The sequence below is a fragment of the Kitasatospora sp. NPDC036993 genome (genome assembly GCF_055607525.1).
In genome coordinates, this window is sequence record NZ_JBVJRP010000001.1 from 508,864 (window position 1) to 534,521 (window position 25,658).

Sequence of the window (25,658 nt, forward strand, 5' to 3'; positions counted from 1 at the left end):
CCGCACGCCGGGTGCCCGCATTCCGGGCGTGCCGTGTTGCGGGCGGGGCGGGGTCAGCCGGGGGTGTTCGGGAGGAGGTCGGCCTGCCAGCGGGTCTCGCCGTCCTGGGTGTGGGTGGTGGGGTGCAGGCCGAGGGTGCGGGCGATGGCGGCGGAGGCGTGGTGGTCGGGGTGGATGTGGGCGACGGCGGTGGTGGCCCCGGCGGCGGTGAGGTGGGCGAGCAGGGTGCGGGCGGCCTCGGTGGCCAGGCCGCGGCGCTGCCAGGGGGTGCCGACCACCCAGGCGAGTTCGGCCTGGCCGGGGCGGACGGTGGTCTGCACGTAGCCGGTGAGGGCGCCGTCGGCGCGCAGCCGCAGCACCCAGTTGCCCCAGGACTCGGCCGGGTCGGGGGAGCCGGCGGCGAGCCGCTCGCAGCGGGCGCGCAGTTCCCCGGCGGTGGCCGGGCGGCCGCCGGTGAAGGCGTGCAGAGCGGGGTCGGCGAGTGCGGCGGCCAGCTCCTCGGCGTGCTCGGGGGCGATCGGCAGCAGGTCGAGGCGCTCGCTGCGCAGCTCGGCGGTGGTGAGGTCGGGGCGCATGGCGGTATTGAAGGTGATCGGGGCCCGCCGTGCCACGGGGTTTCCGCGGGGTGCTTCGTGGCGGTGCTTCGTGGCGGTGCTTCGTGGCGGTGCTTTTCCGCGGGCGGCGGATCGGGGTCGAATGGGGCGAGGCCGGCAGTGGAGCCGGCCCGGAGGAGGTCGCACGTGCGGTATCTGGTCAGGGAGAAGCTGTTCGCGGTCGGCGACGACTACTGGATCGAGGACGACCGGGGCCGCAAGGCGTACCTGGTGGACGGCAAGGTGCTGCGGCTGCGGGACACCTTCGAGCTGAAGGACGCGCACGGGCGGGTGGTCGCGGTGGTGAGGGAGAAGATGCTGACAGTCCGCGACGCGATGAAGATCGAGGACGCCGACGGCGAGGTGATCGCCACCGTCCGGGAGAAGCTGTTCACCCCGTTCCGCGACAAGTACCTGGTGGATCTGGCCTCCGGCGGCGAGCTGAAGATCCACGGCAGCCTGATCGACAAGGACTACCGGATCGAGAACCAGCACGGTGACGAGCTGGCCAGGATCAGCCGCAAGTGGTTCCGGATCAGGGACACCTACGGGGTGGAGGTCGCCGACGGCGCGGACACCGGTCTGCTGCTCGCCGTCGCCGCCTGCGTCGACCACCTGGTGAACGAGGAGGACTGACCGCCGCCGGCTTCGGCGCCCGGTCCGCCCCTCACCCGGGTGGGGTATCTTTTGCCAGCCCTTGACCGTGCCGGTCAGGGGGACGGCGAGAGCGGACCGGGGGCTGGAACCACGATGAACGACATTCTGCACGGGCTCGGTGCGGCGGCGGCCTACGGCGCCCTCGGGGTGGTGCTGCTGCTCCTCGGCATCGGCCTGGTCGACCTGCTGACGCCCGGTCGGCTCGGCCACCAGATCTGGGTCGAGCGCAACCGCAACGCCGCCCTCCTGCTCAGCTCCGCGCTGCTCGGCATCGGCGGCATCGTCTTCACCGCGATCATGTACACCTACGCGGACTTCGGCAAGGGCCTGGTCTCGACGGCCTGTTACGGCCTGCTGGGACTGGCGCTGATGGCCGTCGCGTTCTGGCTGGTGGACCTGCTGACCCCGGGCAGGCTCGGCGAGATCCTGGTCGATCCGGAGCCGCATCCGGCGGTGTGGGTGTCGGCGGCCTGCAACATCGCGGTGGCGGCGGTGGTGTCGGCCGCGATCGCCTGACCCCTCCGAGGGCGCTACGCCGGGTACGGCGCCTTGCCCAGGACGTGCTCCCGGCCCCAGTCCCCCAGCGGCCCCAGCGCCGTGTTGAGGCGGTGCCCCGCCTCGGTGAGCGCGTACTCGACCCGCGGCGGCACCTCGTCGTACGCCTCCCGGTGCACGATGCCGTGCGCCTCCATCTCGCGCAGGTGCGCGGCCAGCACCTTCTCGGTGATCCCCGGCAGCAGCCGGCGCAGCTCGCCGAAGCGGCAGCGCGGGCGTTCGCCCAGGGCCCAGAGGATCGACACCTTCCACTTGCCGCCGATCACGTCCATCGCGGCGTCGGTCCCGCAGACGTACGCCCCCGGCCTCGGTACGGTCGCCATGCCCATCCCTTCCGGCCCTTTCCGGCCCCTCCGACCTCGATGCTCACTCCAGGGTAACCACCCACTTCGAAGTGCGTACTTGATCGTTTCCGGGGCCGGCGCGGAGGCTGACTGCCATGGCAACCAACCCCGTTGAGAACACGTCCAGGAACCCGCACAGCCCACCCACCCCGCACACCTCGCACATCCCACCCACCCCGCTCACCCTGCTCGGCCTCGGCGCGATGGGCACCGCGCTGGCCGGGGCCTGGCTCGCCGCCGGGCACCCGCTGACCGTCTGGAACCGCACCGCCGCCCGCGCCGACGGGCCCGCCGCCCGCGGGGCCGCCGTCGCCGCCACCGCCGCGGAGGCCGTCGCGGCGAACCGGCTGGTGGTCGTCTGCCTGCTCGACGACGCCTCCGTGGAACAGGCCCTGGACGGCGTCGACCTGGCCGGCAAGGACCTGGTCAACCTGGTCACCGGCACCCCCGGGCAGGCCCGGGTCCGCGCCGCCTGGGCGCAGCGGCGCGGTGCCCGCTACCTGGACGGCGGGATCATGGCCGTCCCGCCGATGATCGGCGCCCCGGCGGCCGGGGCGTACGTGTTCTACAGCGGCTCGTCCGAGCTGTTCGAGGAGCACCGGGGCACCCTCGCCGTCCCGGCCGGCACCCGGTACGTGGGCGCGGACGCCGGGTCCGCGGCACTGCACGACGTGGCGCTGCTCAGCGCGATGTACGGGATGTTCGCCGGGGTCGCGCACGCCTTCGCGCTGGTCCGCGGCGAGGCCGTGGCGCCGACCGAGCTGGCGCCGCTGCTGGGGAGCTGGCTCACCGCGATGTCCGGTTCGGTGACGCGGACGGCGGAGCGGTTGGAGAGCGGTGACTACGCCAGGGACGTGGTGTCCGGCCTGGCGATGCAGGTGGCCGGCAAGGGCACCCTGCTGCGCACCGCGGAGGAGCAGCGGGTGAGCACCGAACTGCTGGATCCGTACTTTCGGCTGATGGAGCGTCGGCTGGAGATCGGCCATGGCGGGGAGGACCTGACCGGGGTCGTCGACCTGCTGCGACGGTGAGGGCGGGCCGGTAACGTACCGGCATGGCAGACCTCGAAGAACGCGCCACTGTCGTCGCGTCCGACTCACGGCAGGCCGGGGCGGGGGTGGTGGTCCGGCCGCGCCGGGCCGACGACCTCGCCGGCTGCGTCCGGGTGCTGGGCGACGTCCACGCCGTCGACGGCTATCCCGTGGACTGGCCCGACCGGCCCGCCGGCTGGCTCACCCCGGACGGCCTGCTCGCCGCCTGGGTCGCCGAGTCGGACGGCCGGATCGCCGGACACGTCGGCCTCGCCCGCAGCGCCCCCGGCGACCTCGCCCCCGTGCTGTGGAGCCGCCGCACCGGTGGGCCCCCCGAACTCACCAGCGTGATCGGCCGCCTCTACGTCGCCCCCGCGGCGCGCGGCCGCCTCGTCGGCGCCCGGCTGCTGGCCTGCGCGGTGGCGCACGCGCGGGCGCTCGGCCTGCACCCCGTTCTCGACGTCCTCGCCACCGACACCGCCGCGGTGGCCCTGTACCGCAGGCTCGGCTGGACCCACCTCGGTGGCGGCGACCAGCGCTGGGCCTCCGGGCGCACCGTCACCGTCCACTGCTTCGCCGCTCCACGGGGGTGAAGCGCGGCCCGCCCGCCTCGCCCGGCCGCCCCGCCCCAAGCCCGCCCCGGTGCGGGCTCCCTCGGGCGGGGGAGCCGGATCACCGTGCCGGGGGAGGACCGGCCGGGCCGGGCGGGCGAGCCTGGCGGCATGATGAGGAGCGGGTGGACGGTGGCCGGCTGGGGCGTCGGGTACGCCGGGTTCGGGCTGGGGTGCGCGCTGAGCGGGACGGAGCTGTTCGGCGCGCGGTGGCCGGGGTGGGCGGTGGCCGGCGTGGGGGCGGTCGCGGCCGCCGCCGGCGTGGGGGTGGTGCGGCGACAGCCGGTGCGACGGCTGCTGTGGCTGCTCTGCGGGGTGGCCGCCCTGGGGGCCTGGAGCCTGCTGATGGACCTGGTCACGCTGCTGTTCGGGCAGCGGGTGGACAGCGTCCCCGACACGGTGGAGCGCGCTCTGGCCGCGGTGGGGGCGGTGCTGCTGGCCCGCGCCGCCCTGGGCCCGCGCCGCGGGGCCCGCGATGGCGCCTGCGGTCCCGCTGGTGTCGGACGGGGCGCGCCGGCACCCGCCCCGGCACCCGCCCCGGCTCCGGCGTTCGTCCGGCTGGCCGCCTGGGCGGGCACCGCGGCGTTCGTCCCGTACGTGCTGATGAAGCTGCTCTGGGCGCTCGGCGGCAGCTTCGCCGGGGTCAGCGGCGAGCGGATGTACGCCGGTTACGTGCGCAACGGCTCCTCCGGGCTCTGGCTCGCGCTGGAGCGCCGGGGGCTGGACGGCACCATGCTGCTGGCGCTGCTCGGGGTGTTCCTGCTCTGGGGGCTGGTCCGGCCGTGGGGGCAGGTCTTCCCGCGCTGGACGGGGCCGCTGCGCGGCCGTCGGGTGCCGCGCTGGCTGCCGCTCACCCCGGCCCTGCTGGGCGCGGCCACGCTGGCGCCGTACGGCGTGGTCGGGATCGGTTATCTGGCGCTGTGCACCACCGGGGTGACGCGGATCAGGCTGGGCGATTTCGCCGACGAGCAGAGCGCCCTGGAGATCGCCTGGGTCGGGATCGGCGGGTTCGCGGGGTACGGGGTCGCGCTGGCGGTGGCCGCCCGGTCGTACTGGCGGCGGACCGGGGTGTGACCCCGCGAGTGTTTGCTGAGGCGGCAACAAAGCTTGCCGATGTGGTGAGGGGGGCCGCAGCCTGGCGGTGGAGGTGAGCGCCATGGGCGAGACGACCGGGACGGCCGGGACGACCGGGATCAGGGACAACGAGCGCTACGACGTGGTGGTGGTCGGCGCCGGAGCGGCGGGACTGAACGCCGCGCTGGTGCTGGGCCGGGCCCGGCGCAGGGTCGCCGTGGTGGACGCCGGCGAGCCGCGCAACGCGCCCGCCGCCCACATGCAGGGCTACCTGAGCCGGGACGGCATGCCGCCGGCGGCGCTGCTGGCGGTCGGGCGGGAGGAGGTCGCCCGGTACGGGGTGGACCTGATCGACGGCCGGGTCGAGCACATCGAGCCCGTCGAGCCCGTTGAGCCCGTCGAGCCCGTCGAGCCCGTCGAGCCGGCCGGGCCCGCCGGGCCGGGCTTCGTGGTCCACCTGGCCGGCGGCCCGGTGCTGCACGCGCGCCGGATCGTCGTCGCCACCGGCCTGCGCGACGGACTGCCGGAGCTGCCCGGCCTGGCCGAGCGCTGGGGCCGCGACGTGCTGCACTGCCCGTACTGCCACGCCTGGGAGGTCCGCGACCGCCCGCTCGGGGTGCTCGGCACCGGCCCCGGGGCGGTCAACCAGGCGCTGCTGCTGCGGCAGTGGTCGGCGGACGTGGTGCTGCTCGCCCACACCCTCGCGCTGACCGACGCCGAGCGGGAGCGGCTCGCCGCCCGGGACGTCCGGGTGGTCGAGGGCCGGATCGTCCGCCTGGTGTCCGACGACGGGCGGCTGCGCGGCGTCGAACTCGCGAACGGACAAGTGGTGCCGCGGGAGGCGGTGTTCGTCTTCCCGCAGCCGGTGCCCAGGGACGCGCTGCTCTTCGGCCTCGACTGCGACCGGGACGACAACGGCTGGGTGACCACCGACCGGACCGGCCGCACCAGCCTCCCCGGCGTCTGGGCGGCCGGGAACGTCGCCGACCCGCGCGCCCAGGTGGTCACCGCCGCCGGGGCGGGCGCGGCGGCGGCCTTCGCGCTCGACCACGACCTCGTGGCGGAGGAGATCGACCGGGCCGTCGCGGGGTACCGCGCCTCCGGTGCCGCCCTGCCCGCCTGAGCGGGAAACTTTCGTCAATCCACGATCGGAGAACCCGGATGTCAGCGAACCAGCACGGCCACTCCCACTCCCACGGCTCCCACTCCCACGGCTCCCACGCGCACGGCTCCCACTCGCACGTCCCCGCCGCCGACCTCGACTGGGACGCGCTCGCCGCGCACCTGGAGCTGGAGGCCGACCTGCGGGCCGACGCCGTCACCGAGGCCGCCCGGTGGCTGGCCGGCCTGCACGGGGAGGGCCCGGTCGGACGGGTCCTGGACGTCGGCAGCGGGCCCGGCGTGATCGCCGGACTGCTGGCGGACGTCTTCCCGGCGGCCGAGGTGGTGGCCGTCGACCAGTCCGCCGCCCTGCTGGAGCGTGCCCGGACCCGCTCCGGCGGCCGGCTCGGCACCCGGCAGGCCGACCTGCCCGCCGAGTTCGACAAGCTCGGCGAGGCCGACCTGATCTGGTCCGGCAACGCCATCCACCACCTGGGCGACCAGCAGGCCGCGCTCACCTCGCTCGCCGGACTGCTGCGGCCCGGCGGCCTGCTCGCCGTCGCCGAGCGCGGTCTGCCGGCGCGCTACCTGCCGCGCGACTTCGGCCTCGGCCGGCCCGGGCTCCAGGCCCGGATGGACGCCGCCCACGAGGACGGCTTCAGCACCATGCGGGCCGAACTGCCGGGCAGCATCCAGGAGATCGAGGACTGGCCGGCCATGCTCGGGCGGGCCGGGCTGACCCCGACCGGCACCCGCACCTTCCTGGTCGACCACCCGGCCCCGCTCGCCGGCCCCCTCCGCGGCTACCTGCACACCCAGCTGGCCCGGCGGCGCGACCAACTCGCCGAGCAGCTCGACGCCGAGGACCGGGCCGCCCTGGAAGCCCTGCTCGCCGAGGACGCCCCCACCGGCATCCTGCGCCGCCCGGACGCCTTCTACCTCTCCGCGATGACCGTCCACACGGCCCGCAGGGACTGAGCCGGGGGTTCCCGCCGGTCCCCGGGGTGAGCCGCGACGGGGACCGGCGCCCGGCCCCGGGATACCGTCGGGGCATGACAGCGAGCGAGCAGCGCCTGGTGGTGGTGACCACCACCCACGAGAGCGAGGAGCCGGCCAGGGCCCTGGCGTCCGCCGTGGTGCGGGAGCGGCTGGCGGCCTGCGCCCAGGTGTACCCGGTACGGTCGGTGTACTGGTGGGACGGCGAGGTGCGGGACGCCGAGGAGTGGCGGATCGACTTCAAGACCAGGGCCGAACTCGCCGACCGGCTCGGCGAGTTCGTGGCCGGACGGCACTCCTACGAGACGCCCGAGCTGATCGCCGTGCCGGTGGTGGCCGGCAGCCCCGGTTACCTGGCCTGGGTGGCGGAGGAGACGGCCGGGTAGCGGCCCCCGGTACCGACGACGCGGGCCCCGGCCGTTCGCCGCGGTCGGGGCCCGCGTGGTGTGTCGTCGTACGGGCCTCGGATCAGTGCGCCGAGCCGCCGAAGCGCGCCGTCCAGGCGGCCAGGTCCTCGTCGGTGATCTTGGCGAACAGCACCGGCGGCACCGTGAACGCCGTCCCGGCCGGCACCAGGTCCAGCGCTCGCGCCTCCTCGGGGCCGACCCAGTCACGGGTGGCGGCCGGCGAGTCCTCGGGCAGCGCGAAGGCCCCGCGCATCGCCGCCGCGGTGGCCGGGACGAACGGCTCGGACACCACGGCGTACAGGTGGATCAGGTTCATCGCCGTGCGCAGGGTCAGCGCCGCCGCGTCCGGGTCGCTCTTCACCTGGAGCCAGGGCGCCTTCGCGTCCAGGTAGGCGTTGCCCGCGCTCCACAGCGCGCGCAGGGCCTGCGCGGCCCTGCGGAAGTTGAGCGCCTCCAACTGGGCCTCGTACTCGGCGAGCAGGCCGGCGATCTGCTCGCCGAGGCGCTGCTCGGCCTCGCCCGCCGGGTGGCCGCCGGGGACGTCGTCGCCGAAGCGCTTGCGGCTGAAGGTGAGCACCCGGTTGACGAAGTTGCCGAGGGTGTCGGCGAGGTCCTTGTTGACCACCGAGGCGAACAGGTCCCAGGTGAAGCTGGAGTCGTCCGACTCGGGCGCGTGCGCCATCAGGAAGTAGCGCCAGTAGTCGGCGGGCAGCAGCTCCAGCGCGACGTCGGTGAAGACGCCGCGCTTCTGGCTGGTGGAGAACTTCCCGCCGTAGTACGTCAACCAGTTGAAGGCCTTGACGTAGTCGACCTTCTTCCACGGGCGGCGTGAGCCGAGCAGGGTGGCCGGGAACATCACGGTGTGGAACGGGACGTTGTCCTTGGCCATGAACTCGGTGTAGCGGACGGTCTCGTCGACCTCGTACCACCAGGACTTCCAGTCCCGCAGCTGCCCGGCCGGGGCCGCGTCCGCCCACTCCCTGGTGGCGCCGATGTACTCGATCGGAGCGTCGAACCAGACGTAGAACACCTTGCCCTCGGCGGCCAGTTCGGGCCACACGTCGGCCGGCACCGGGACTCCCCACTCCAGGTCGCGGGTGATCGAGCGGTCCTGGAGGCCCTCGGTCAGCCACTTGCGGGCGATCGAGGAGGCCAGCACCGGCCAGTCGTCGGCGTGCGCGGCGATCCAGTCCTCGACCTCCTCGGTGAGCTCGGACTGGAGCAGGAACAGGTGGCGGGTCTCCCTGACCTCCAGGTCGGCGCTGCCGCTGATCGCCGAGCGCGGCTCCAGCAGGTCGGTCGGGTCCAGCACCCGGGTGCAGTTCTCGCACTGGTCGCCGCGCGCCTTGTCGTAGCCGCAGTGCGGGCAGGTGCCGACGATGTAGCGGTCCGGCAGGAAGCGGCCGTCGGCGTTGGAGTACACCTGGCGGATCGCACGCTCCTCGATGAAGCCGTTGCGCTGGAGCTCGCGGGCGATCTCCTGGGTGATCTCCCGGTTCTGCGGCGAGGAGCTGCGGCCGAAGTGGTCGAAGGAGAGCCCGAAGCCGTCGTACACCGCACGCTGCGCGCCGTGCGCCCTGGCGCAGAACTCCGCGACCGGCAACCCGGCTTCCTGGGCGGCGAGTTCGGCGGGTGTGCCGTGCTCGTCGGTGGCGCAGACGAACAGCACCTCGTGCCCTCGTCGGCGCAGGTAGCGGGCGTAGACGTCCGCCGGGAGCATGGACCCGACCATGTTGCCCAGGTGCTTGATCCCGTTGATGTACGGAAGGGCGCTGGTGATCAGGTGGCGAGCCATCCTCGGCTGCTCCGGTTTCTCCCGCACGCACCCCACCCGGAGTGCCGTGCCGGGGGCAGGGGTCCACTGTGGGCTGTCAGCCTAGCGGTCGCCGGAGGTCCGGCCCGACGGCCCGACGGCCGAACTCCGCACGCCCTGGGCTCCTCTGGACAGGGGCCGGGCCTCACGGCCGGGTGAAGTCCCCGTACCGGTCGAACTCCCCCGACTTCACCCCGCGGACGAAGGCGGCCCACTTGCGCGGCGTGGTCCGCACGACGACCTCGGGCCGGTCCGACTCGCGGATCTCCACCAGCCCGCCGGTCGCCCTCACCTCGACGCAGTCGGTGCTCTCGCCACTGGCGGACGCCTTGCGCCAGGTACTCATGCGAAGTCTTTCAGCAAGGACCGGATGAACTCCCGGGACTCGTCCGTCCCGAGCGCGATCCTCGCGGTCTCCTCCTTGATCCGTCGGTAGGAGGCCAGTTCGGCCTGGGTGTGCACGAACGTGGGCCCGTGGGAGAGGTCGATCTGGACGGTGTCTAGCTCCGCGACGGGCCCGCGGGCGAGGTAGAGGCTCTCCCCGGAGCCGGTGTAGGTGGGCACGCTGAAGGGGATCACCCGGATCTCCACCCCGGGCCGTTCGGAGTTCTCCAGCAGGCCCAGCAACTGGTCGCGCAGCACGTCGGGACCGCCGAACTGCATGCGCAGCGCGGACTCGTGGAGGAACGCGCTGTACGGCTTCGGGTGGTCGACGAAGATCTGCTGGCGCCGGATCCGGAAGGCCTTCCGGACGTCAGCCTCCTGCCGGTACTGCGGGGGCAGCCGCTCGAACACCGCGGCGGCGTACGCCGGGGTCTGCAGCAGGCCGGGGATGAAGGTGCTGTTCAGGATGGACAGGGAGGCCGCGTGGTGCTCCATCTCCGCGATGTCGATGATCCCGTTCGGCAGCCGTCCGCGGTAGCCGTCCCACCAGTACTTGCGCCGGTCCTGCGTCATCGCCAACAGCGCGTCCAGGTAAGGGCCGTCCTCGCAGCCGCAGGTACCGGCCCAGATCCGGAGCCGCTCGGCGCTGATGCCCGACTTCCCGTTCTCCATCTGGGAGATCTTGGGCAGGTCGGTGCCGATGGTGGCGGCCAGGCTCTTGGGCGTGACGCCCACGCGTTCGCGCATCCTGCGCAACTCGATCCCGAGGCGCTGCTGGCGCACGGTCGGCGACAAGCGGGGTGGCATGACTCTCTTCTCCGGGTCGCGGCTGCGGCGATGCTTCCGGTGAAGTGTGCCGCGCATACCCGGCCCTAGCTACCAAAATGGGGGATACCCCACGATGGAGTGAACGTCCTCCCGCTCGGTAGCAACTCTGGCACCCTGACCCTATGGTCATCCGTGTCACTCGCTGACTTGTTGCCGCCTAAACAGTCGTCAAACAGTCGTCAATCGGCCGTAATGACACGGCAGATGCATGGTCGCGGCGCCCGAAATCACCGATCGGAGACAGCCATGCCCCTCCCCTCGCCTCTCCGCCCCCGTCGGCCCCTTCCTTCCCAGCGCATTCCCGTATCCCGGTGAATGCGCTTCTCGTCGCCGGACTGTCGGCACTCCTGCTCGCGGTCCTGTTCGTCGGCTGGCTGGTCTGGCTGGTGAACATCCAGGCCCTCGAACCCCACCCGGCGCCCCACGAGTTCGCCCCCGCCCACCCCGCCCCCGGCGAGCGGACATGAGGCCGTGCCCCGGCGCCCGGCCGTGTCTCCGCACTCGGCCGGGCTTGGGCCCGGTCGCCGTTCAGCCTCGCGAAAGCCGGTCCGTCAGGCGGGACTTGGCGGCCGGCCACTCGTCGGCGAGCATCGAGAAGTAGGCGCTGTCCCGCCAGCTGCCGTCGGGACGCAGGCGGTGGCGGCGGTGCGTCCCCTCGTACTGGGCGCCGAGGCGCTGGATGGCGGTGCGGGAGCGCTCGTTGAGGGCGTCGGTCTTCCAGAAGACGCGGCCCATGCCGAGGTCCTCGAAGGCGTGGGTGAGGAGCAGCAGTTTCGCCTCGGTGTTGACGGCGGTGCGCCAGACCGAGCGGGCGTACCAGGTGCCGCCGATCTCCACGAACTCGTCCCGCGCGCTGTAGTCGTGGTAGCCGGTGACCCCGACGGCCCGGCCGGTGGCGAGGTCGACGGCGGCGAAGTTCACCGACTCGCCCGAGGCCGCCTCCGCGACGCGGCCGTCGAGGATCGCGCCGAACTCCTCCGGTGAGGCGGGCGGCAGGAACATGGTCCAGCGCCAGACCTCGGGGTCCGAGCCGACGGTGGCCCAGAGGTCGGCGAGGTGGCGGCGCTCCAGCGGCTCCAGGCGGATGCGCTGGCCGGTGAGGACGACGGGTGAGGGCAGCTTCGCGGTCATGGTCAGAACGTAGTGGCGCTCTGCACTAGATGCAAGAGATGTTTGAACTAGTGCAAAATCGGGGGTCAGGGTGCGCGGAGGGCCCCGCGGGACGGATCCCGCGAGGCCCTCGAAGCGGCCGGCCGACGACCGGCCGACGACCGACAGGCGGTCGGCCGGCGGTCGGGCTCAGATGAACGAGTTGATCTGGATCGTCTCGTCGCGGCCAGGACCGACGCCGATGGCCGAGATCGGCGCGCCCGACATCTCCTCCAGCGCCTTCACGTACGCCTGGGCGTTCTTCGGCAGCTCGGCGAAGGTCTTCGCCTTGCTGATGTCCTCGGTCCAGCCCGGCAGGGTCTCGTAGATCGGCTTGGCGTGGTGGAAGTCCGACTGGTTGTAGGGGAGCTCCTCGACCCGCTTGCCGTCGATCTCGTACGCGACGCAGACCGGGATCTGCTCCCAGCCGGTCAGCACGTCCAGCTTGGTGAGGAAGAAGTCGGTGAGGCCGTTGACCCGGGTCGCGTAGCGCGCGATCACCGCGTCGAACCAGCCGCAGCGACGGTCGCGGCCGGTGGTGACACCGCGCTCGCCGCCGATCCGGCGCAGGGCCTCGCCGTCCTCGTCGAGCAGCTCGGTCGGGAACGGGCCGGAGCCGACGCGGGTGGTGTAGGCCTTGAGGATGCCGATGACCCGGTCGATCTTGGTCGGGCCGATGCCGGCGCCGGTGCAGGCGCCGCCCGCGGTCGGGTTCGACGAGGTCACGAAGGGGTACGTGCCGTGGTCGACGTCGAGCAGGGTGCCCTGGCCGCCCTCCAGCAGGACGACCTTGTCCGCCTTCAGCGCCTCGTCCAGGACGAGGGTGGTGTCGGCGAGGAAGGGCCTGATCTTGTCCGCGTAGCCCAGGTACTCCTCGACCACCAGGTCGGCCGGGATGGTGCGGCGGTTGTACAGCTTGACCAGGATCTGGTTCTTGTCGTGCAGCGCCGCCTCGATCTTCTGGCGCAGGATCGACTCGTCGAACAGGTCCTGGACCCGGATGCCGACGCGGTTGATCTTGTCCGCGTAGGTCGGGCCGATGCCGCGGCCGGTGGTGCCGATCCGGCGCTTGCCGAGGAAGCGCTCGGTGACCTTGTCCAGGGTGCGGTGGTACGGCGTGATCAGGTGGGCGTTGCCCGAGACCAGCAGCTTCGAGGTGTCGATGCCGCGCTCGTTCAGGCCGGCCAGCTCGGAGAGCAGCACGGCCGGGTCGATCACGACGCCGTTGCCGATCACCGGCGTCACGTTCGGGCTGAGGATTCCGGAAGGGAGCAGGTGCAGGGCGTACTTCTGGTCGCCGATGACCACCGTGTGACCGGCGTTGTTGCCGCCCTGGTAGCGGACCACGTAGTCGACGGAACCGCCGAGGAGGTCGGTGGCCTTCCCCTTGCCCTCGTCTCCCCACTGAGCGCCAACGAGCACGAGTGCCGGCACAGGCGTACACCCCTTCCGGTTGGGGCATCCTGCGTAGGCCGCAGTCTGCCCCGAGATAGACGAAGCCCCTGGCGCAACGGCGCAAGGGGCTCTTGCACCGAGAGATTACCTGAGGAAGGACCGGTCGTGTCGTCCCTGTCCACGCCTGCCACCGGCGGCCCGGAGCCGCTCCTGCTGCTCCTCGACCCGGTGGCCCGGCAGACCGACGGCGAGTCGGTGCGGATCGCGAAGGACGTGCTCTGCGGGGGCACGGACGTCAAGGTGGTCCTTCCGGAGAGCCCTTCCGAACTCGACCGGATGCTTTCGCACCGGGGTCGACGGCGGCCGGTGGTGATCGGTTCCGACCTCGCTCTCCAGCGGGTGCTCCAGGCGCTGCACCGCCAGCGTGAGCTGGGCACCGAACCGGTGGGGATGGTTCCGGTAGGGCGGGCCGAGGAGCTGGCGACGGCCCGCGCGCTGGGGGTTCCGGGGGAGCCGGTCCGGGCCGCGCGGGCGGTGCTGTCCGGTGCCCCGCGCCGGCTGGACCTGCTGGTGGACGACGGTGGCGGGGTGGCGCTCGGCGGGGTGCGGATCACCGGTGGGGGCACCCGTCGTCCGGTGGGCCGAACGGGTGGCTGGCGTTCGCTATGGGCGAAACTGGCTGCGGCCGAGCAGGCGAACGCACTCACCCCGGACGGTGCCGACCACAGCTCCCGGGTCAGGGTCGAGGCCGACGGCCGGCTGCTCGCGGACGTCCACCGGCCGGTCCGGCTGGTCCAGGTCACGCTCCCGACCGGCGCCTCGGACGGGACGGGCGAGATGGAGGTCGTGGTCGCGGCCTCCGGAGCCATGGTGCGCGCCAGGGCGGCGAGCGTCTCGGTGGTCGGCCGCGGCTTCGGCTACGAGGCGGACGGCCACCCCGTCGGCCCGGTCCGCGCCAGGACCTGGACGGTGCACCCGGGCGCCTGGGGCCTGCTGCTGCCGGCCGCGTAGCGGGAAACGGCCAGGCGACGCGGCGGGAAACGGCCAGGCGACGCGGCGGGAAACGGCCAGGCGACGCGGCCGCACAGCGGGGAACAGCCAGGCCGTGCGGCGCGGAACGGCCCGGAACCGGCCGCATGACCGCCCGGTGAACCCCGGGTGAGCAGGCTCACGTTCGGCCGGGCCCGGAACCCCGCCGCCGCGCACACGGAACTCCCCAACAGGCGCGAACCACAAGGCCAACCGCCGCCCCCGGGAATTCCCCCCACCCGAAATCCCCGCCCCGTAAGGGGTTTTGTCTACGCGCATCAACTCACCGTCGGCGGACAAAGCCGCAGTCCCGGGTTCCGGAAGCCCGAGTCAACTGCCCTAGACTCGAAGGCGTGCCACGTGGTGACGGAAGACTCAACCACGATCTTCTTCCCGGTGAGAAAGGCCCCCAGGACGCTTGTGGCGTCTTCGGTGTCTGGGCTCCCGGCGAGGAGGTCGCCAAGCTCACGTTCTTCGGCCTTTACGCCCTGCAGCACCGCGGTCAGGAATCCGCGGGCATCGCAGTGAGCAACGGCTCCCAGATTCTCGTCTTCAAGGACATGGGGCTCGTCTCCCAGGTCTTCGACGAGGCCTCGCTGGGGTCGTTGCACGGGCATATCGCCGTCGGACACGCCCGCTACTCGACCACCGGTTCCTCGGTCTGGGAGAACGCCCAGCCGACCTTCCGGGCGACCGTTCACGGTTCGCTGGCCCTCGGGCACAACGGAAACCTGGTGAACACCGCCGAACTGGCGGCCATGGTCGCCGAACTGCCCGGCGAGGAGCACGTCTCGCGCTCCGGCCGGACGGCCGCGACCAACGACACCGACCTGGTGACGGCGCTGCTCGCCGGCCACCCGGACCTCTCCATCGAGGAGACGGCCAAGCTCGTCCTGCCCAAGGTCAAGGGCGCGTTCTCGCTCGTCTTCATGGACGAGCACACGCTCTACGCCGCCCGCGACCCGCAGGGCATCCGCCCGCTGGTGCTCGGCCGGCTGGAGCGCGGCTGGGTGGTCGCCTCCGAGACGGCGGCGCTGGACATCTGCGGCGCCTCCTTCATCCGCGAGGTCGAGCCCGGAGAGCTCATCGCCGTCGACGAGAACGGCATGCGCAGCTCCCGGTTCGCCGAGGCCAAGCCCAAGGGCTGCGTCTTCGAGTACGTCTACCTGGCCCGCCCCGACACCACCATCGCCGGCCGCAACGTGCACCTCTCCCGCGTGGAGATGGGCCGCCGGCTGGCGAAGGAGGCCCCGGTCGAGGCCGACCTGGTGATAGCGACGCCCGAGTCCGGCACCCCCGCCGCGATCGGCTACGCCGAGGCCAGCGGCATCCCGTACGGCTCCGGCCTGGTGAAGAACGCCTACGTGGGCCGCACCTTCATCCAGCCCAGCCAGACGATCCGCCAGCTCGGCATCAGGCTCAAGCTCAACCCGCTGCGCGAGGTCATCGCCGGCAAGCGCCTGGTGGTCGTGGACGACTCGATCGTGCGCGGCAACACCCAGCGCGCGCTGGTGCGGATGCTGCGCGAGGCGGGCGCCGCCGAGGTGCACATCCGGATCTCCTCGCCGCCGGTGAAGTGGCCCTGCTTCTTCGGCATCGACTTCGCCACCCGCGCGGAGCTGATCGCCAACGGGATGACGGTGGAGGAGATCGGCCGCACGCTCGGTGCCGACTCGCTCTCCTACATCTCGATCGACGGCATGATCGAGGCCACCACGCAGCCCAAGGACCGGCTCTGCCGGGCCTGCTTCGACGGCGAGTACCCGATGGAGCTGCCGGACCCGGCGCTGCTCGGCAAGCTCCTGCTGGAGGCCGAGATCAAGGGCGGCCGGCAGCAGCCCGCCGTCCGCGGCAAGCCGACCAGCGGCAGCGACCTGGACGGCGTCCAGTCGCTGCTCGGCGGGGCGGGCGCGGCCGACGCGCTGCGCCGGCCGTAACGAACCGACGGTGGGGTCCCGCGAACCGGGGCCCCACCGCTGTTCCACCCCTGCTGTTCCGAAGAACCACCCCCACCTGACCCGAAAGGGCCGCACGCAGTGACCAGCAACCAGAACGGCGCCACCTACGCCGCCGCCGGTGTCGACATCGAGGCGGGCGACCGCGCCGTCGAGCTCATGAAGCAGTGGGTGAAGAAGGCGAGCCGCCCCGAGGTGGTCGGCGGTCTCGGCGGCTTCGCCGGCCTCTTCGACGCGTCCGCCTTCAAGAACTACGAGCGGCCGCTGCTGGCCTCGGCCACCGACGGCGTGGGGACCAAGGTGGCCATCGCGGCCGCCATGGACAAGCACGACACCATCGGCCACGACCTCGTCGGCATGGTCGTCGACGACCTGGTGGTGTGCGGTGCCGAGCCGCTGTTCATGACCGACTACATCTGCGTCGGCAAGGTCGTCCCGGAGCGGGTCGCCGCGATCGTCAAGGGCATCGCCGAGGGCTGCGCCCTGGCCGGCTGCGCCCTGGTCGGCGGCGAGACCGCCGAGCACCCGGGCCTGCTCGGCCCGGACGAGTACGACGTGGCCGGCGCCGGCACCGGCGTGGTGGAGGCCGACGCGCTGCTCGGCGCCGACCGGGTCAGGGCCGGCGACGTGGTGATCGCGATGGCCGCCTCCGGCCTGCACTCCAACGGCTACTCGCTGGTCCGCCACGTGCTGCTGAACCAGGCCGGCTGGAAGCTCGACCGCAAGGTCGAGGAGTTCGGCCGCACCCTCGGCGAGGAGCTGCTGGAGCCGACCCGGATCTACTCGCTGGACTGCCTGGCGCTCACCCGCGCCACCGAGGTCCACGCCTTCTCGCACGTCACCGGCGGCGGCCTGGCGGCCAACCTGGCCCGGGTCATCCCGGACGGCCTGCACGCCCGCCTGGACCGCGGCACCTGGACCCCGCTGCCGGTCTTCCGGACCGTCGCCGAGGTCGGCGACGTGGCCACCCTGGAGATCGAGAAGACGCTGAACATGGGCGTCGGCATGGTCGCGGTCGTCCCGCCGCACTCGGTGGACGTCGTGCTGTCGATCCTGGAGGACCGCGGCGTGGAGTCCTGGCTGCTCGGTGACATCGTCGAGCGCGCCGACGGGCACGAGGGCGGCGCGGCCCTCTACAACGCCTACGAGGGCTTCCGGGCGGTCTGACCCGGACCCGGTGGTGAGAGGGCCCCTCCGGCGCGCCGGAGGGGCCCTTCTCGTGTCCCACGGGCCCCACCCGGCGGGGACGCCGGACGGACGGTCCGCGGGAACGCCGAAGACCGGCCCGGCGCCCTGGGCACCCGGACCGGTCCGGTGGAGCTGCTGTTACGAGCGGCGGGAGGCCTGCGAGGCCCCGGCACCCGGCTCGTTGTCGTCCTCGTCGTCGAGGTCGGCGTAGCGGGCGGCGTACTCCGCGTACGGGTCGTCGTCCTCCTCCTCTTCGATCGGCTCCGGCTCGATCGGAGAGGTGGACGGCGATACGCCCAGCTCGTTGGACAGACGGTTAGCGTCGAACCCGCCGCTGTTGTACTTCAGCTCGCGGGCGACCTTCGTCTGCTTGGCCTTGGCCCGGCCGCGCCCCATGGGTCGACCCCCTCAACGATGGGGCTCACGGCCCCGAGTCTGACACGTGTTCATGATCAGGACCGGCCTGCCCGAATGGGAGAAGCCGTCCCTTGGAGCATTAACGGTACCTGTTTCCGCCGCTGGACGGTACGTCGTCGGTGTGACGTGGCGCGCACCGACTGCACCCGAGACCAGGTCTTTCCAGGTCAAGGGAGGTTTTGCGGCGGTTTTCACGCTGTCCGGAGGTGTCTGAGGTCCGTCGTTCCAGGACTGATTATCCCCCCTGGGGGGACCTCGGATCACCCGTTCGGGCGGAGAAGTGAGAATCCGGTTCCACATCGTGATGCGCGGGGGGCCGCTGGGAAGGCCCCCCGCGCGCCACGGGGTCGGGTCCGGGCCGGATCAGGCGCGGCGGGCGCCCGGCAGCAGCACCGTGCGCAGGGCGCTGATCTCGCGCATCCGCTTCTCGGCCAGGCGGTCGGCGGCGACCGCCGGCGGGACGCCGTCGGCGGCGGCCCGGGTGAAGATCTCCAGCGTGGTGTCGAAGATCCGGGTGGCCTTGTTCTTGGCCCGCTCGAAGTTGAAGCCGTCGATCTCGTCGGCGACCTGGATGACGCCGCCGGAGTTCACCAGGTAGTCGGGGGCGTAGAGGATGCCGCGGTCGGCCAGGTCCTTCTCCACGCCCGCGTGGGCCAGCTGGTTGTTGGCCGCGCCGCAGACGATCGAGGTGCCGGACTCGCCCAGCGCGGCGACCACGTCGTCGGTCAGCGCGCCGCCGAGGGCGCAGGGGGCGTAGACGTCCAGCTTGGCCTGGAGCAGGGCGGTGGTGTCGGCGACCACCTCCACCTCCGGGTGGGCCGCGCGCACGCGGTTGACCGCGGTCTCGAAGGGGTCGGTGACGACGACGGTGGCGCCGTCCGCGACCAGGTGGCCGACCAGGTAGTGGCCGACCTTGCCGACGCCCGCGACGCCGACCCGCCTGCCGCGCAGGGTCGGCTGGCCCCAGCGGGCCTGGGCGGTGGCGCGCATGCCCTGGAAGACGCCGAAGGCGGTCAGGATCGACGAGTCGCCGGCGCCGCCGTGCTCGGGCGAGCGGCCGGTCACGAACTCGGTCTCGCGGGCGATGACGTCCATGTCCTGGACGTAGGTGCCCACGTCGCAGGCGGTGATGTAGCGGCCGCGCAGGGACTCGACGAAGCGGCCGTAGGCCCGGAGCATCGCCTCGTTCTTGTTCTTGTTCGGGTCGCCGATGATGACGGCCTTGCCGCCGCCGAGGTCCAGCCCGGCCAGCGCGTTCTTGTAGGACATCCCGCGGGACAGGTTCAGCGCGTCCTCCAGCGCCGCCTCCTCGGAGGCGTACGGGAAGAAGCGGGTGCCGCCCAGGGCCGGGCCGAGGGCGGTGGAGTGGATGGCGATGATCGCCTTCAGGCCCGAGCTGCGGTCGTGGCAGAGGACGACCTGCTCGTGACCGTCGCCGGGGGCGCCGTCCTGCTCGGTACGGAAGATCCTGCTGAGCACGCCGGGTGCGGAGTGCGTGGCGGGGGTCTGTACGTCGGTCACTGTGGTGACTCCAGTATCGAAGGCCCGCTGCTGTGGTGCGGGCGCCTAGGGCGAAGCGTAGTCGGGTGCCCGTCGCGTATCGGCCGTCTTGTCCGACCTGCCTCCGTTCGTCCGAGGGGTGAGACGGAACGTGGTCGGCGATGCGGGCGCGAACGGTTCGGATGCGCGCTCTCCCGGGGCCGCGCGCCGCGTGCGACCATGCAGGACGTGACCGTCGTACGTACTTCCGTACAGCCGCCCTACGCCGCCCACCTGCGGGTCTACGAGCCGCTGGCCGCCTATCCGGAGGCCGAGCGGGCGCACTGGCAGGCCTACGCGGCGGAGCACGGCCCCGACGCCGCGGAGCCGGTCCTGCCGGTGGCCGCGGCGGTGCTGGAGCAGCAGCGCGAGGCGCTCGCCGGGCTGGCCGCCCGGACGCCGCGGGCGCTGCCCGAGCGGGAGAGCGGACGGGCGTTCCTGCGGGTGGTGGACGGCGTACTGTACGTCTGCCCGTGGGCGACCAGGCTGCGCAGCTGGCAGGCGCTGGAGGAGCTGCGGACCGGGGCGCCGGCGGCGCTGCTGGACACCGCGCTGCCGCCGGTGACCCGGGCGGCCGCCGAGGCGGACCGGGAGCGCTGGCGGGCCGGGCACCCGGACGCCAGGCCGTGGATCCTGACCAGCCGGTGGGAGGTGCCGGTGCGCTGGTTCCTGCCGTTCGGGGACGAGGACCGCTGCTTCGTGCCGGACGGCGGCGCGGGGCCGGTGGCCCGGCAGGAAGGGGACGGGCGGGAAAGGGACGACCAGGAAAGGGAGGGGCAGGAGGGGGACGGCCAGGGCGGGGCAGAGGACAAGGGGGGACGGCCGGCGGCGCTGTTCTACCTGGTGCCGATGGCGCAGGCGCGCCGCCGGGTGGCGCGGGCCTTCCGGGCGCTGCGCGAGGCGGTGCCGGACGGGGAGCTGGTGCAGGGGGCGGAGCGGATCGGGCGGTGGCTGGAGGAGTTCCATCCGCGCTCGCTGGTGGAACTGGACTACGGGGGCCTGGTGCATCTGCTGGGCCCGGAGCGGTTGCTGGCGGACCGTTCGGCGGGGGAGCTGGAGGAGGGGCTGCGCGCGCTGCGGGCGGGGGACACCGCCGAGGCGCTGCGGATGTACGGGGAACTGACGGCGCGGTGGCGTCGGGTGCTCGCGCTGCGGCACGCGAACTGACGTCCGACCGCCCGTGTATGACTGTAAGAGTCCTAAGGACCGCGAGTCCGATGACCAAGGTCCCGGTTCGGGTCAATACCTGTCGAACGTGACACTACTCACCGTTGACGCGAACTTACCCCTATGTGCAAAAATGGGACAACCAGCCCAACTTCACGTGAGCGTGCCCACTTTTGGGTGGTTCTGGAGTCGATGCGTGCTTTGCGGGGAAACGGAGGGTCTGGTCCCCCTGTAACCGGATGTCATCACAGCGTGACTGTCCGCTATGGGGTGGTCCATCGCCATCCGTCGGCCTTGAACCCGTGAGGGGTCAATTTTGGCGGTTTGGTCGATAGGGCTGGACGGATGGTGTAGTTGTAGACACCAGGACAAGCCGTTCGTCCTATAACCGACTCGGCCCGTCTATGCCATTTCGGGCATCGCGGGCCAAGGTGCAGAATTTGAAGGATAGAACCGCCCTGGTTCGGTTCTCCCGAGGAGGCCGCTCATGACCGCTCGTACCCCTGATGCTGAGCCGCTGCTGACGCCGGCAGAGGTTGCCACCATGTTCCGCGTGGACCCGAAGACGGTCACTCGCTGGGCCAAGGCAGGCAAGCTGACGTCGATTCGCACGCTCGGCGGTCACCGCCGTTACCGTGAGGCGGAGGTGCGCGCTCTGCTGGCCGGGATTCCCGCTCAGCGCACTGAGGCCTGATAGGCCGAAGGCTCTTCAAAGGGGCCGCTTACCGGACTCCGCCGGGTCCGGTAAGCGGCCCCTTTGTCGTGCCCGCCATCGGACCCGTTGTCGCGCTCACCGGAGGCGTTCGGGTCGGCCGAGTGGTCGGAATGTTGAACTCCGGATAACGATTTGATGCGAGTGGGGCGGGGGGGATTTACAGTGAATACCTGTACAATTTTACATATTAAATTAACGTGGTTCTGGAGGGGTCTTCGGGAGGGGTGCACCGAGGAGGCCCGCGTGACGACCGTCACGCGGCCCGTCGCTTGTGGTCTAGACCTAGTCGGGGTAAAGGGCCGAACGGTCAAAAGCGAGAGGCCCGGAACCTGACGGTTCCGGGCCTCTCGCGTTGCGGCGATCCCGACGGGACTTGAACCCGCGACCTCCACCTTGACAGGGTGGCGAGCTAACCAACTGCTCCACGGGACCAGAGTTTTCTGATCTCGTTCACTCGCTTGCCGCGCTGCGAACAAGACAGACTCTAGCCCATGGTGGGCCCTCAGGTCGAACCGGCTCCCGAAGGCCCGCCGCAGCTCACACGGCCACACACCGGGCGGGGCGAGCGGCGCCCGGGTCAGAGCGCCGCCCGCGCCGCCTCCATCGCCTTCATGATCCGCTTCTCCGAGACCGGGCTCGGTGTGCCCAGCGACTGGGCGAAGAAGCTGACCCGCAGCTCCTCGATCATCCAGCGGATCGCCCGCACCTCCGCGGACGGCTGGTGCCCGGCCGGCACCGCCGCCAGCAGCTCCCCGTACGCCTGCTGCACCTGCTGCACCTTCAGCAGGTGCTGGGCGTCCCGCTGCGGGTGGTTGGGCAGCGCCTCCAGGCGGCGGTCCACCGCCAGCAGGTAGCGCTTGAGGTCCGGCAGCCGCTGCCAGCCGGTGGCGGTCACGAAGCCCGGGTACACCAGCGAGGCCAGGTGCAGCCGGACGTCGTTCACCGCGTTCAGCAGCACCGGGCTGCTCACCGACTTCAGCCGGGTCGAGGCCTTGTGGAAGGCGATCAGCGAGGTGGCCGTCTTCAGCGTGGTGTCCGCGGACAGGTCGTACAGGTCGGCGCGCACCTTGTCGTGCAGCTTGCCGAACGCCGCCTCGTCCCAGGCCGGGCCGCCGGCCAGGGTCATCAGCCGGTCCGTCGCGGCCGCCACGACGTCCTCGAACAGGGCGCCGACCGAGCCGTGCGGGCTGTGCGAGAGCGCCAGCTTCGCCTGGTTGCCCAGCCGGCCCTGGATCGACTTGGCCGGGGAGGTGGTGGTCAGCGTCAGCAGCCGGCGCGTCCCCTCCCACATCGACTGCGACTGCGCCTGCGGGGTGTCGAACAGCTTGACGCCGACCGACTGGCCCTCGTCCACCAGGGCCGGGTAGGCGCGCATCGCGTGGCCGCGCGAGCGCTGCTCGAAGGTGCGCTGGAGCACCGGCAGCGAGGCCGGCCAGGCGGTCAGCCCGCTCTGCTCGATGCCCTGGCCGGAGGCGGCCGAGGAGAGCGTCTCCTTGAGCTTGGGCTTGAGCTTCAGCCGCAGCTCCTCCAGGTCCTTGGACTCGGCGAGCTTGCGGCGCCCGTCCACCACCCGGAAGGTCACCCTGAGGTGGTCGGGCACCCGTTCGTCGTCCCAGGCCTCCGGTGGCACGGTGACGGCCGTCAGGCGCTTCAGGGCGTGCTCCAGGGCCGGGAGCAGCGGCTCCTGGCGGTCCTTCACCGCGCGCAGCGCCGCCCTGGCGAAGTCGGGGGCGGGGACGAAGTTGCGCCGGATCGCCTTCGGCAGCGACTTGATGTACGCGGTGACCAGTTCCTCCCGCAGGCCGGGGATCTGCCAGTCGAAGCCCTCCGCGGTGACCTGGTTGAGCACCGGCAGCGGGATGTGCACCGTCACGCCGTCCGCGTCGCTGCCCGGCTCGAACTGGTAGGTCAGCGTGAAGCGGAGCTTGCCCTGCTGCCAGTGGTCCGGGTAGTCGGCCTCGGTGACGCCGCCCGCGGCGTCGTTGATCAGCATCGACTTCTCGAAGTTCAGCAGGTCGGGCTGCTCGTGCCTGGCCTTCTTCCACCAGGAGTCGAAGTGCCGGGTGGAGACGACCTCCTCGGGCAGCCGGGCGTCGTAGAAGTCGAACAGGGTCTGGTCGTCCACCATGATGTCCCGGCGGCGGGCCCGGTTCTCCAGCTCCTCGACCTCGCCGAGCAGCTTGCGGTTCTCCGCGAAGAACCTGTGGTGGGTCTCCCAGTCGCCCTCGACCAGCGCGTTGCGGATGAACAGCTCGCGGCAGAGCTCCTGGTCGATCTTCCCGTAGTTGACCTTGCGCTGGGCGACGACCGGCATCCCGTAGAGGGTCACCTTCTCGTACGCCAGCACCGCGCCGGCCTTCTTCTCCCAGTGCGGCTCGCTGTAGCTGCGCTTGATCAGGTGGCCGGCCAGCGGCTCGACCCACTCCGGCTCGATCCTGGCGTTGATCCGCGCCCAGAGCCGGGAGGTCTCCACCAGCTCGGCCGACATCACCCAGCGCGGCGGCTTCTTGAACAGGCCCGAGCCGGGGAAGACCGCGAAGCGGGCGCCGCGCGCGCCGCCGTACTCGCGCTTCTCCACGTCGAACAGGCCGATGTGGGAGAGCAGGCCGGCCAGCAGCGACTGGTGGATCCGGTCGGCGTCCGGCTCCCCTTCGTGACCGTCGGTCCGGACGGGATCCTCCTCGACCGTGACGCCCAGCTGCTTGGCGACGGTGCGCAGCTGGACGTAGATGTCCTGCCACTCCCGTATCCGCAGGTAGTTGAGGAACTCGGCCTTGCACATCCGGCGGAACGCCGAGGAGGAGAGCTCCCGCTGCTGCTCCCGGACGTAGCGCCACATCGACAGGTAGGCGAGGAAGTCGGAGGTCTCCGAGTTGAACCGGCGGTGCCGCTCGTCGGCGGCCTGGCGCTTCTCGGCCGGGCGCTCGCGCGGGTCCTGGATGGAGAGCGCGGCGGCGATCACCATGACGTCGCGGACGCAGCCGTTGCGGTCGGCCTCCAGCACCATGCGGGCCATCCGCGGGTCCACCGGGAGCTGGGCGAGCTTGCGGCCGAGCTGGGTCAGGCGCTTGCGCGGGTCCTTCTCCTCCGGGTCCAGCGCGCCCAGCTCGTGCAGCAGGTGGACGCCGTCCTTGATGTTGCGCGAGTCCGGCGGGTCCAGGAACGGGAAGGCGGCGATGTCGCCGAGGCCGGCCGCGGTCATCTGGAGGATCACCGAGGCCAGGTTGGTGCGCAGGATCTCGGCGTCGGTGAACTCGGGGCGGGAGAGGAAGTCCTCCTCCGAGTAGAGCCGGATGCAGATGCCGTCCGAGGTGCGGCCGCAGCGACCCTTGCGCTGGTTGGCGCTGGCCTGGCTGATGGCCTCGATCGGCAGCCGCTGCACCTTGGTGCGGTGGCTGTAGCGGGAGATCCGGGCGGTGCCCGGGTCGATCACGTACTTGATGCCGGGGACGGTCAGCGAGGTCTCGGCCACGTTGGTGGCCAGCACGATCCGGCGGCTGCGCGAGCGCTGGAAGACCTTGTGCTGCTCGGCCGAGCTGAGCCGGGCGTACAGCGGCAGGATCTCGGTGTTCTTCAGCTTGAGCTTGCCGAGGGCGTCGGCGGTGTCGCGGATCTCGCGTTCGCCGGAGAGGAAGACCAGGATGTCGCCCGGACCCTCGGCCTGGAGCTCCTCGGCGGCGTCGCAGATCGCCTGGACCTGGTCGCGGTCGCGGTCGGCATCGGTCGCGTCCTCGTCGTCGGCCTCGTCGACCACCGGCCGGTAGCGGACCTCGACCGGGTAGGTGCGGCCGGAGACCTCGACGATCGGGGCGTCGCCGAAGTGCCGGGCGAAGCGCTCCGGGTCGATGGTCGCGGAGGTGATCACGACCTTGAGGTCGGGGCGGCGGGGGAGCAGCTGCTTGAGGTAGCCGAGGATGAAGTCGATGTTGAGGCTGCGCTCGTGCGCCTCGTCGATGATCAGGGTGTCGTACTGGTGCAGATCGCGGTCGGTCTGGATCTCCGCCAGCAGGATGCCGTCCGTCATCAGCTTGACCAGGGTGTCCCGGCCGACCTGGTCGGTGAACCGGACCTTCCAGCCGACCGCCTCGCCGAGCGGGCTGTCCAGCTCCTCCGCGACCCGCTCGGCCACCGTGCGGGCGGCGATCCGGCGCGGCTGGGTGTGGCCGACCAGGCCGCGCACGCCGCGGCCCAGCTCCAGGCAGATCTTCGGGATCTGGGTGGTCTTGCCGGAGCCGGTCTCGCCCGCGACGATCACCACCTGGTGGTCCCGGATCGCCGCCAGGATCTCGTCCTTCTTCTGGCTGACCGGCAGCTCGGCGGGATAGCTGATGGCCGGAACGGCGCCGCGGCGCTGCTCGACCAGCAGCTCGGCGCGTTCGATGTCGGCGGCGATCTCGTCGGCGACCTTCTGCCGGGCCTCGGGCTTGCGGACCCTGCGGGCCCCCTCCAGCCGGCGCCCGATCCGCACCTGGTCGCGCAGGGTCAGCTCGGGCAGACGGGCGGCCAGCGCACCGATTCCGGGCCCCACGGCGGGTACGGTGGCGGACTGGACTGCGGGAGAACTCACTGCGGGCATCCCTCTAGGTTCGCAAGGAGGCACGGCGGAGCGCACCTCGGTTTTCGAGCCCCTCCAGTGTCACAGCCGACGGAGGCGAATCGCGAACGCCGGGCAACGGTCCGTGCCGGTCCCGGGCTCTGGGGGGTGAGGAG

Annotated in this window: 24 protein-coding genes and 1 tRNA gene; 14 read left to right on the forward strand and 11 right to left on the reverse strand. The window is 72.1% G+C overall.

Annotated features, from left to right (window positions below):
- Positions 1-53: 53 nt before the first annotated feature.
- Positions 54-575 (reverse strand): GNAT family N-acetyltransferase, encoded by a 522-nt coding sequence (locus ACZ7C5_RS02385; RefSeq protein ID WP_401089052.1) that lies wholly within the window; start codon positions 573-575, stop codon positions 54-56.
- Positions 576-740: 165 nt separating this feature from the next.
- Here ACZ7C5_RS02385 and ACZ7C5_RS02390 point away from each other — a divergent pair, with 165 nt between their 5' ends.
- A complete protein-coding gene (locus tag ACZ7C5_RS02390) occupies positions 741-1,229 on the forward strand; it encodes an LURP-one-related/scramblase family protein (protein WP_401089051.1) in 489 nt (162 codons plus the stop codon).
- 114 nt (positions 1,230-1,343) lie between these two features.
- Positions 1,344-1,766 (forward strand): DUF350 domain-containing protein, encoded by a 423-nt coding sequence (locus ACZ7C5_RS02395; RefSeq protein ID WP_401089049.1) that lies wholly within the window; start codon positions 1,344-1,346, stop codon positions 1,764-1,766.
- A 14-nt stretch (positions 1,767-1,780) separates the two neighbouring features.
- Here ACZ7C5_RS02395 and ACZ7C5_RS02400 read toward each other — a convergent pair whose 3' ends face one another.
- Positions 1,781-2,128 (reverse strand): winged helix-turn-helix transcriptional regulator, encoded by a 348-nt coding sequence (locus ACZ7C5_RS02400; RefSeq protein WP_188295197.1) that lies wholly within the window; start codon positions 2,126-2,128, stop codon positions 1,781-1,783.
- Between the two features lie 224 nt (positions 2,129-2,352).
- Between ACZ7C5_RS02400 and ACZ7C5_RS02405 the strand changes: the two genes are divergently transcribed.
- The 6 genes from ACZ7C5_RS02405 to cutA all read left to right on the forward strand — a co-directional run bounded on the left by ACZ7C5_RS02405 (position 2,353) and on the right by cutA (position 7,348).
- Positions 2,353-3,180, forward strand: a complete 828-nt coding sequence (locus ACZ7C5_RS02405) for an NAD(P)-dependent oxidoreductase (RefSeq protein ID WP_470321877.1) — start codon at positions 2,353-2,355, stop codon at positions 3,178-3,180.
- Between the two features lie 23 nt (positions 3,181-3,203).
- Positions 3,204-3,773: a GNAT family N-acetyltransferase gene (locus tag ACZ7C5_RS02410; protein ID WP_401089047.1), complete on the forward strand. Its 570-nt coding sequence runs from the start codon at positions 3,204-3,206 to the stop codon at positions 3,771-3,773.
- A 129-nt stretch (positions 3,774-3,902) separates the two neighbouring features.
- Positions 3,903-4,865 carry a hypothetical protein gene (locus tag ACZ7C5_RS02415; protein ID WP_470321736.1) on the forward strand — a complete coding sequence of 321 codons (963 nt, stop codon included), beginning with the start codon at positions 3,903-3,905 and terminating at the stop codon, positions 4,863-4,865.
- Positions 4,866-4,947: 82 nt separating this feature from the next.
- Positions 4,948-5,988, forward strand: a complete 1,041-nt coding sequence (locus ACZ7C5_RS02420) for an NAD(P)/FAD-dependent oxidoreductase (protein ID WP_470321737.1) — start codon at positions 4,948-4,950, stop codon at positions 5,986-5,988.
- Between the two features lie 38 nt (positions 5,989-6,026).
- Positions 6,027-6,944, forward strand: a complete 918-nt coding sequence (locus ACZ7C5_RS02425) for a class I SAM-dependent methyltransferase (RefSeq protein WP_401089041.1) — start codon at positions 6,027-6,029, stop codon at positions 6,942-6,944.
- A gap of 74 nt (positions 6,945-7,018) precedes the next feature.
- Positions 7,019-7,348, forward strand: coding sequence for a divalent-cation tolerance protein CutA (gene cutA, locus ACZ7C5_RS02430; protein WP_188295192.1), 330 nt, complete (start codon positions 7,019-7,021; stop codon positions 7,346-7,348).
- Between the two features lie 82 nt (positions 7,349-7,430).
- Here the strand turns inward: cutA and metG are convergent, their stop codons facing one another.
- The 3 genes from metG to ACZ7C5_RS02445 all read right to left on the reverse strand — a co-directional run bounded on the left by metG (position 7,431) and on the right by ACZ7C5_RS02445 (position 10,373).
- The gene (gene metG / locus ACZ7C5_RS02435) at positions 7,431-9,164 is read right to left on the reverse strand and encodes a methionine--tRNA ligase (RefSeq protein WP_401089039.1); all 1,734 of its coding nucleotides are present in this window, start codon (positions 9,162-9,164) and stop codon (positions 7,431-7,433) included.
- 163 nt (positions 9,165-9,327) lie between these two features.
- Positions 9,328-9,528 carry a DUF397 domain-containing protein gene (locus ACZ7C5_RS02440; RefSeq protein ID WP_188295190.1) on the reverse strand — a complete coding sequence of 67 codons (201 nt, stop codon included), beginning with the start codon at positions 9,526-9,528 and terminating at the stop codon, positions 9,328-9,330.
- Positions 9,525-10,373, reverse strand: coding sequence for a helix-turn-helix domain-containing protein (locus tag ACZ7C5_RS02445; protein ID WP_401089037.1), 849 nt, complete (start codon positions 10,371-10,373; stop codon positions 9,525-9,527). The genes ACZ7C5_RS02440 and ACZ7C5_RS02445 overlap by 4 nt, the downstream gene beginning before the upstream one ends.
- 332 nt (positions 10,374-10,705) lie before the next feature.
- Between ACZ7C5_RS02445 and ACZ7C5_RS02450 the strand changes: the two genes are divergently transcribed.
- On the forward strand, positions 10,706-10,861 hold the full coding sequence (locus ACZ7C5_RS02450; RefSeq protein ID WP_188295188.1) for a hypothetical protein: 156 nt from the start codon (positions 10,706-10,708) through the stop codon (positions 10,859-10,861).
- A 61-nt stretch (positions 10,862-10,922) separates the two neighbouring features.
- Here the strand turns inward: ACZ7C5_RS02450 and ACZ7C5_RS02455 are convergent, their stop codons facing one another.
- Entirely contained in the window at positions 10,923-11,525 is a 603-nt protein-coding gene (locus ACZ7C5_RS02455) for a GNAT family N-acetyltransferase (RefSeq protein ID WP_401089034.1), read from the reverse strand.
- A 168-nt stretch (positions 11,526-11,693) separates the two neighbouring features.
- Positions 11,694-12,977, reverse strand: coding sequence for an adenylosuccinate synthase (locus ACZ7C5_RS02460; protein WP_401089032.1), 1,284 nt, complete (start codon positions 12,975-12,977; stop codon positions 11,694-11,696).
- Between the two features lie 126 nt (positions 12,978-13,103).
- Between ACZ7C5_RS02460 and ACZ7C5_RS02465 the strand changes: the two genes are divergently transcribed.
- The 3 genes from ACZ7C5_RS02465 (at position 13,104) to purM (ending at position 17,089) form a co-directional block, all read left to right on the forward strand.
- The gene (locus ACZ7C5_RS02465) at positions 13,104-13,949 is read left to right on the forward strand and encodes a diacylglycerol kinase family protein (protein ID WP_317619933.1); all 846 of its coding nucleotides are present in this window, start codon (positions 13,104-13,106) and stop codon (positions 13,947-13,949) included.
- Positions 13,950-14,320: 371 nt separating this feature from the next.
- Positions 14,321-15,904, forward strand: coding sequence for an amidophosphoribosyltransferase (gene purF, locus ACZ7C5_RS02470; protein WP_188295185.1), 1,584 nt, complete (start codon positions 14,321-14,323; stop codon positions 15,902-15,904).
- A gap of 99 nt (positions 15,905-16,003) precedes the next feature.
- Positions 16,004-17,089 (forward strand): phosphoribosylformylglycinamidine cyclo-ligase, encoded by a 1,086-nt coding sequence (purM, locus tag ACZ7C5_RS02475; protein WP_401089030.1) that lies wholly within the window; start codon positions 16,004-16,006, stop codon positions 17,087-17,089.
- A 159-nt stretch (positions 17,090-17,248) separates the two neighbouring features.
- Here purM and ACZ7C5_RS02480 read toward each other — a convergent pair whose 3' ends face one another.
- Positions 17,249-17,506, reverse strand: coding sequence for a DUF3073 domain-containing protein (locus ACZ7C5_RS02480; RefSeq protein WP_188295183.1), 258 nt, complete (start codon positions 17,504-17,506; stop codon positions 17,249-17,251).
- A gap of 384 nt (positions 17,507-17,890) precedes the next feature.
- On the reverse strand, positions 17,891-19,048 hold the full coding sequence (locus tag ACZ7C5_RS02485) for a Glu/Leu/Phe/Val dehydrogenase dimerization domain-containing protein (protein WP_401089027.1): 1,158 nt from the start codon (positions 19,046-19,048) through the stop codon (positions 17,891-17,893).
- A 207-nt stretch (positions 19,049-19,255) separates the two neighbouring features.
- On the opposite strand from ACZ7C5_RS02485, the gene ACZ7C5_RS02490 reads away from it, so the two are divergent.
- Both ACZ7C5_RS02490 and bldC read left to right on the forward strand, forming a co-directional pair.
- On the forward strand, positions 19,256-20,233 hold the full coding sequence (locus ACZ7C5_RS02490; RefSeq protein ID WP_401089025.1) for a DUF8083 family protein: 978 nt from the start codon (positions 19,256-19,258) through the stop codon (positions 20,231-20,233).
- A gap of 487 nt (positions 20,234-20,720) precedes the next feature.
- Complete coding sequence (gene bldC, locus ACZ7C5_RS02495; RefSeq protein ID WP_014137253.1) at positions 20,721-20,927, forward strand: developmental transcriptional regulator BldC; 207 nt, start codon at positions 20,721-20,723, stop codon at positions 20,925-20,927.
- Positions 20,928-21,306: 379 nt separating this feature from the next.
- On the opposite strand, the gene ACZ7C5_RS02500 is transcribed toward bldC, so the two are convergent.
- Together ACZ7C5_RS02500 and hrpA are read right to left on the reverse strand one after the other, a co-directional pair.
- Positions 21,307-21,380: transfer RNA gene (locus ACZ7C5_RS02500), tRNA-Asp, on the reverse strand.
- Positions 21,381-21,525: 145 nt separating this feature from the next.
- Positions 21,526-25,524: an ATP-dependent RNA helicase HrpA gene (gene hrpA / locus ACZ7C5_RS02505; RefSeq protein ID WP_470321738.1), complete on the reverse strand. Its 3,999-nt coding sequence runs from the start codon at positions 25,522-25,524 to the stop codon at positions 21,526-21,528.
- Between the last annotated feature and the right edge of the window lie 134 nt (positions 25,525-25,658).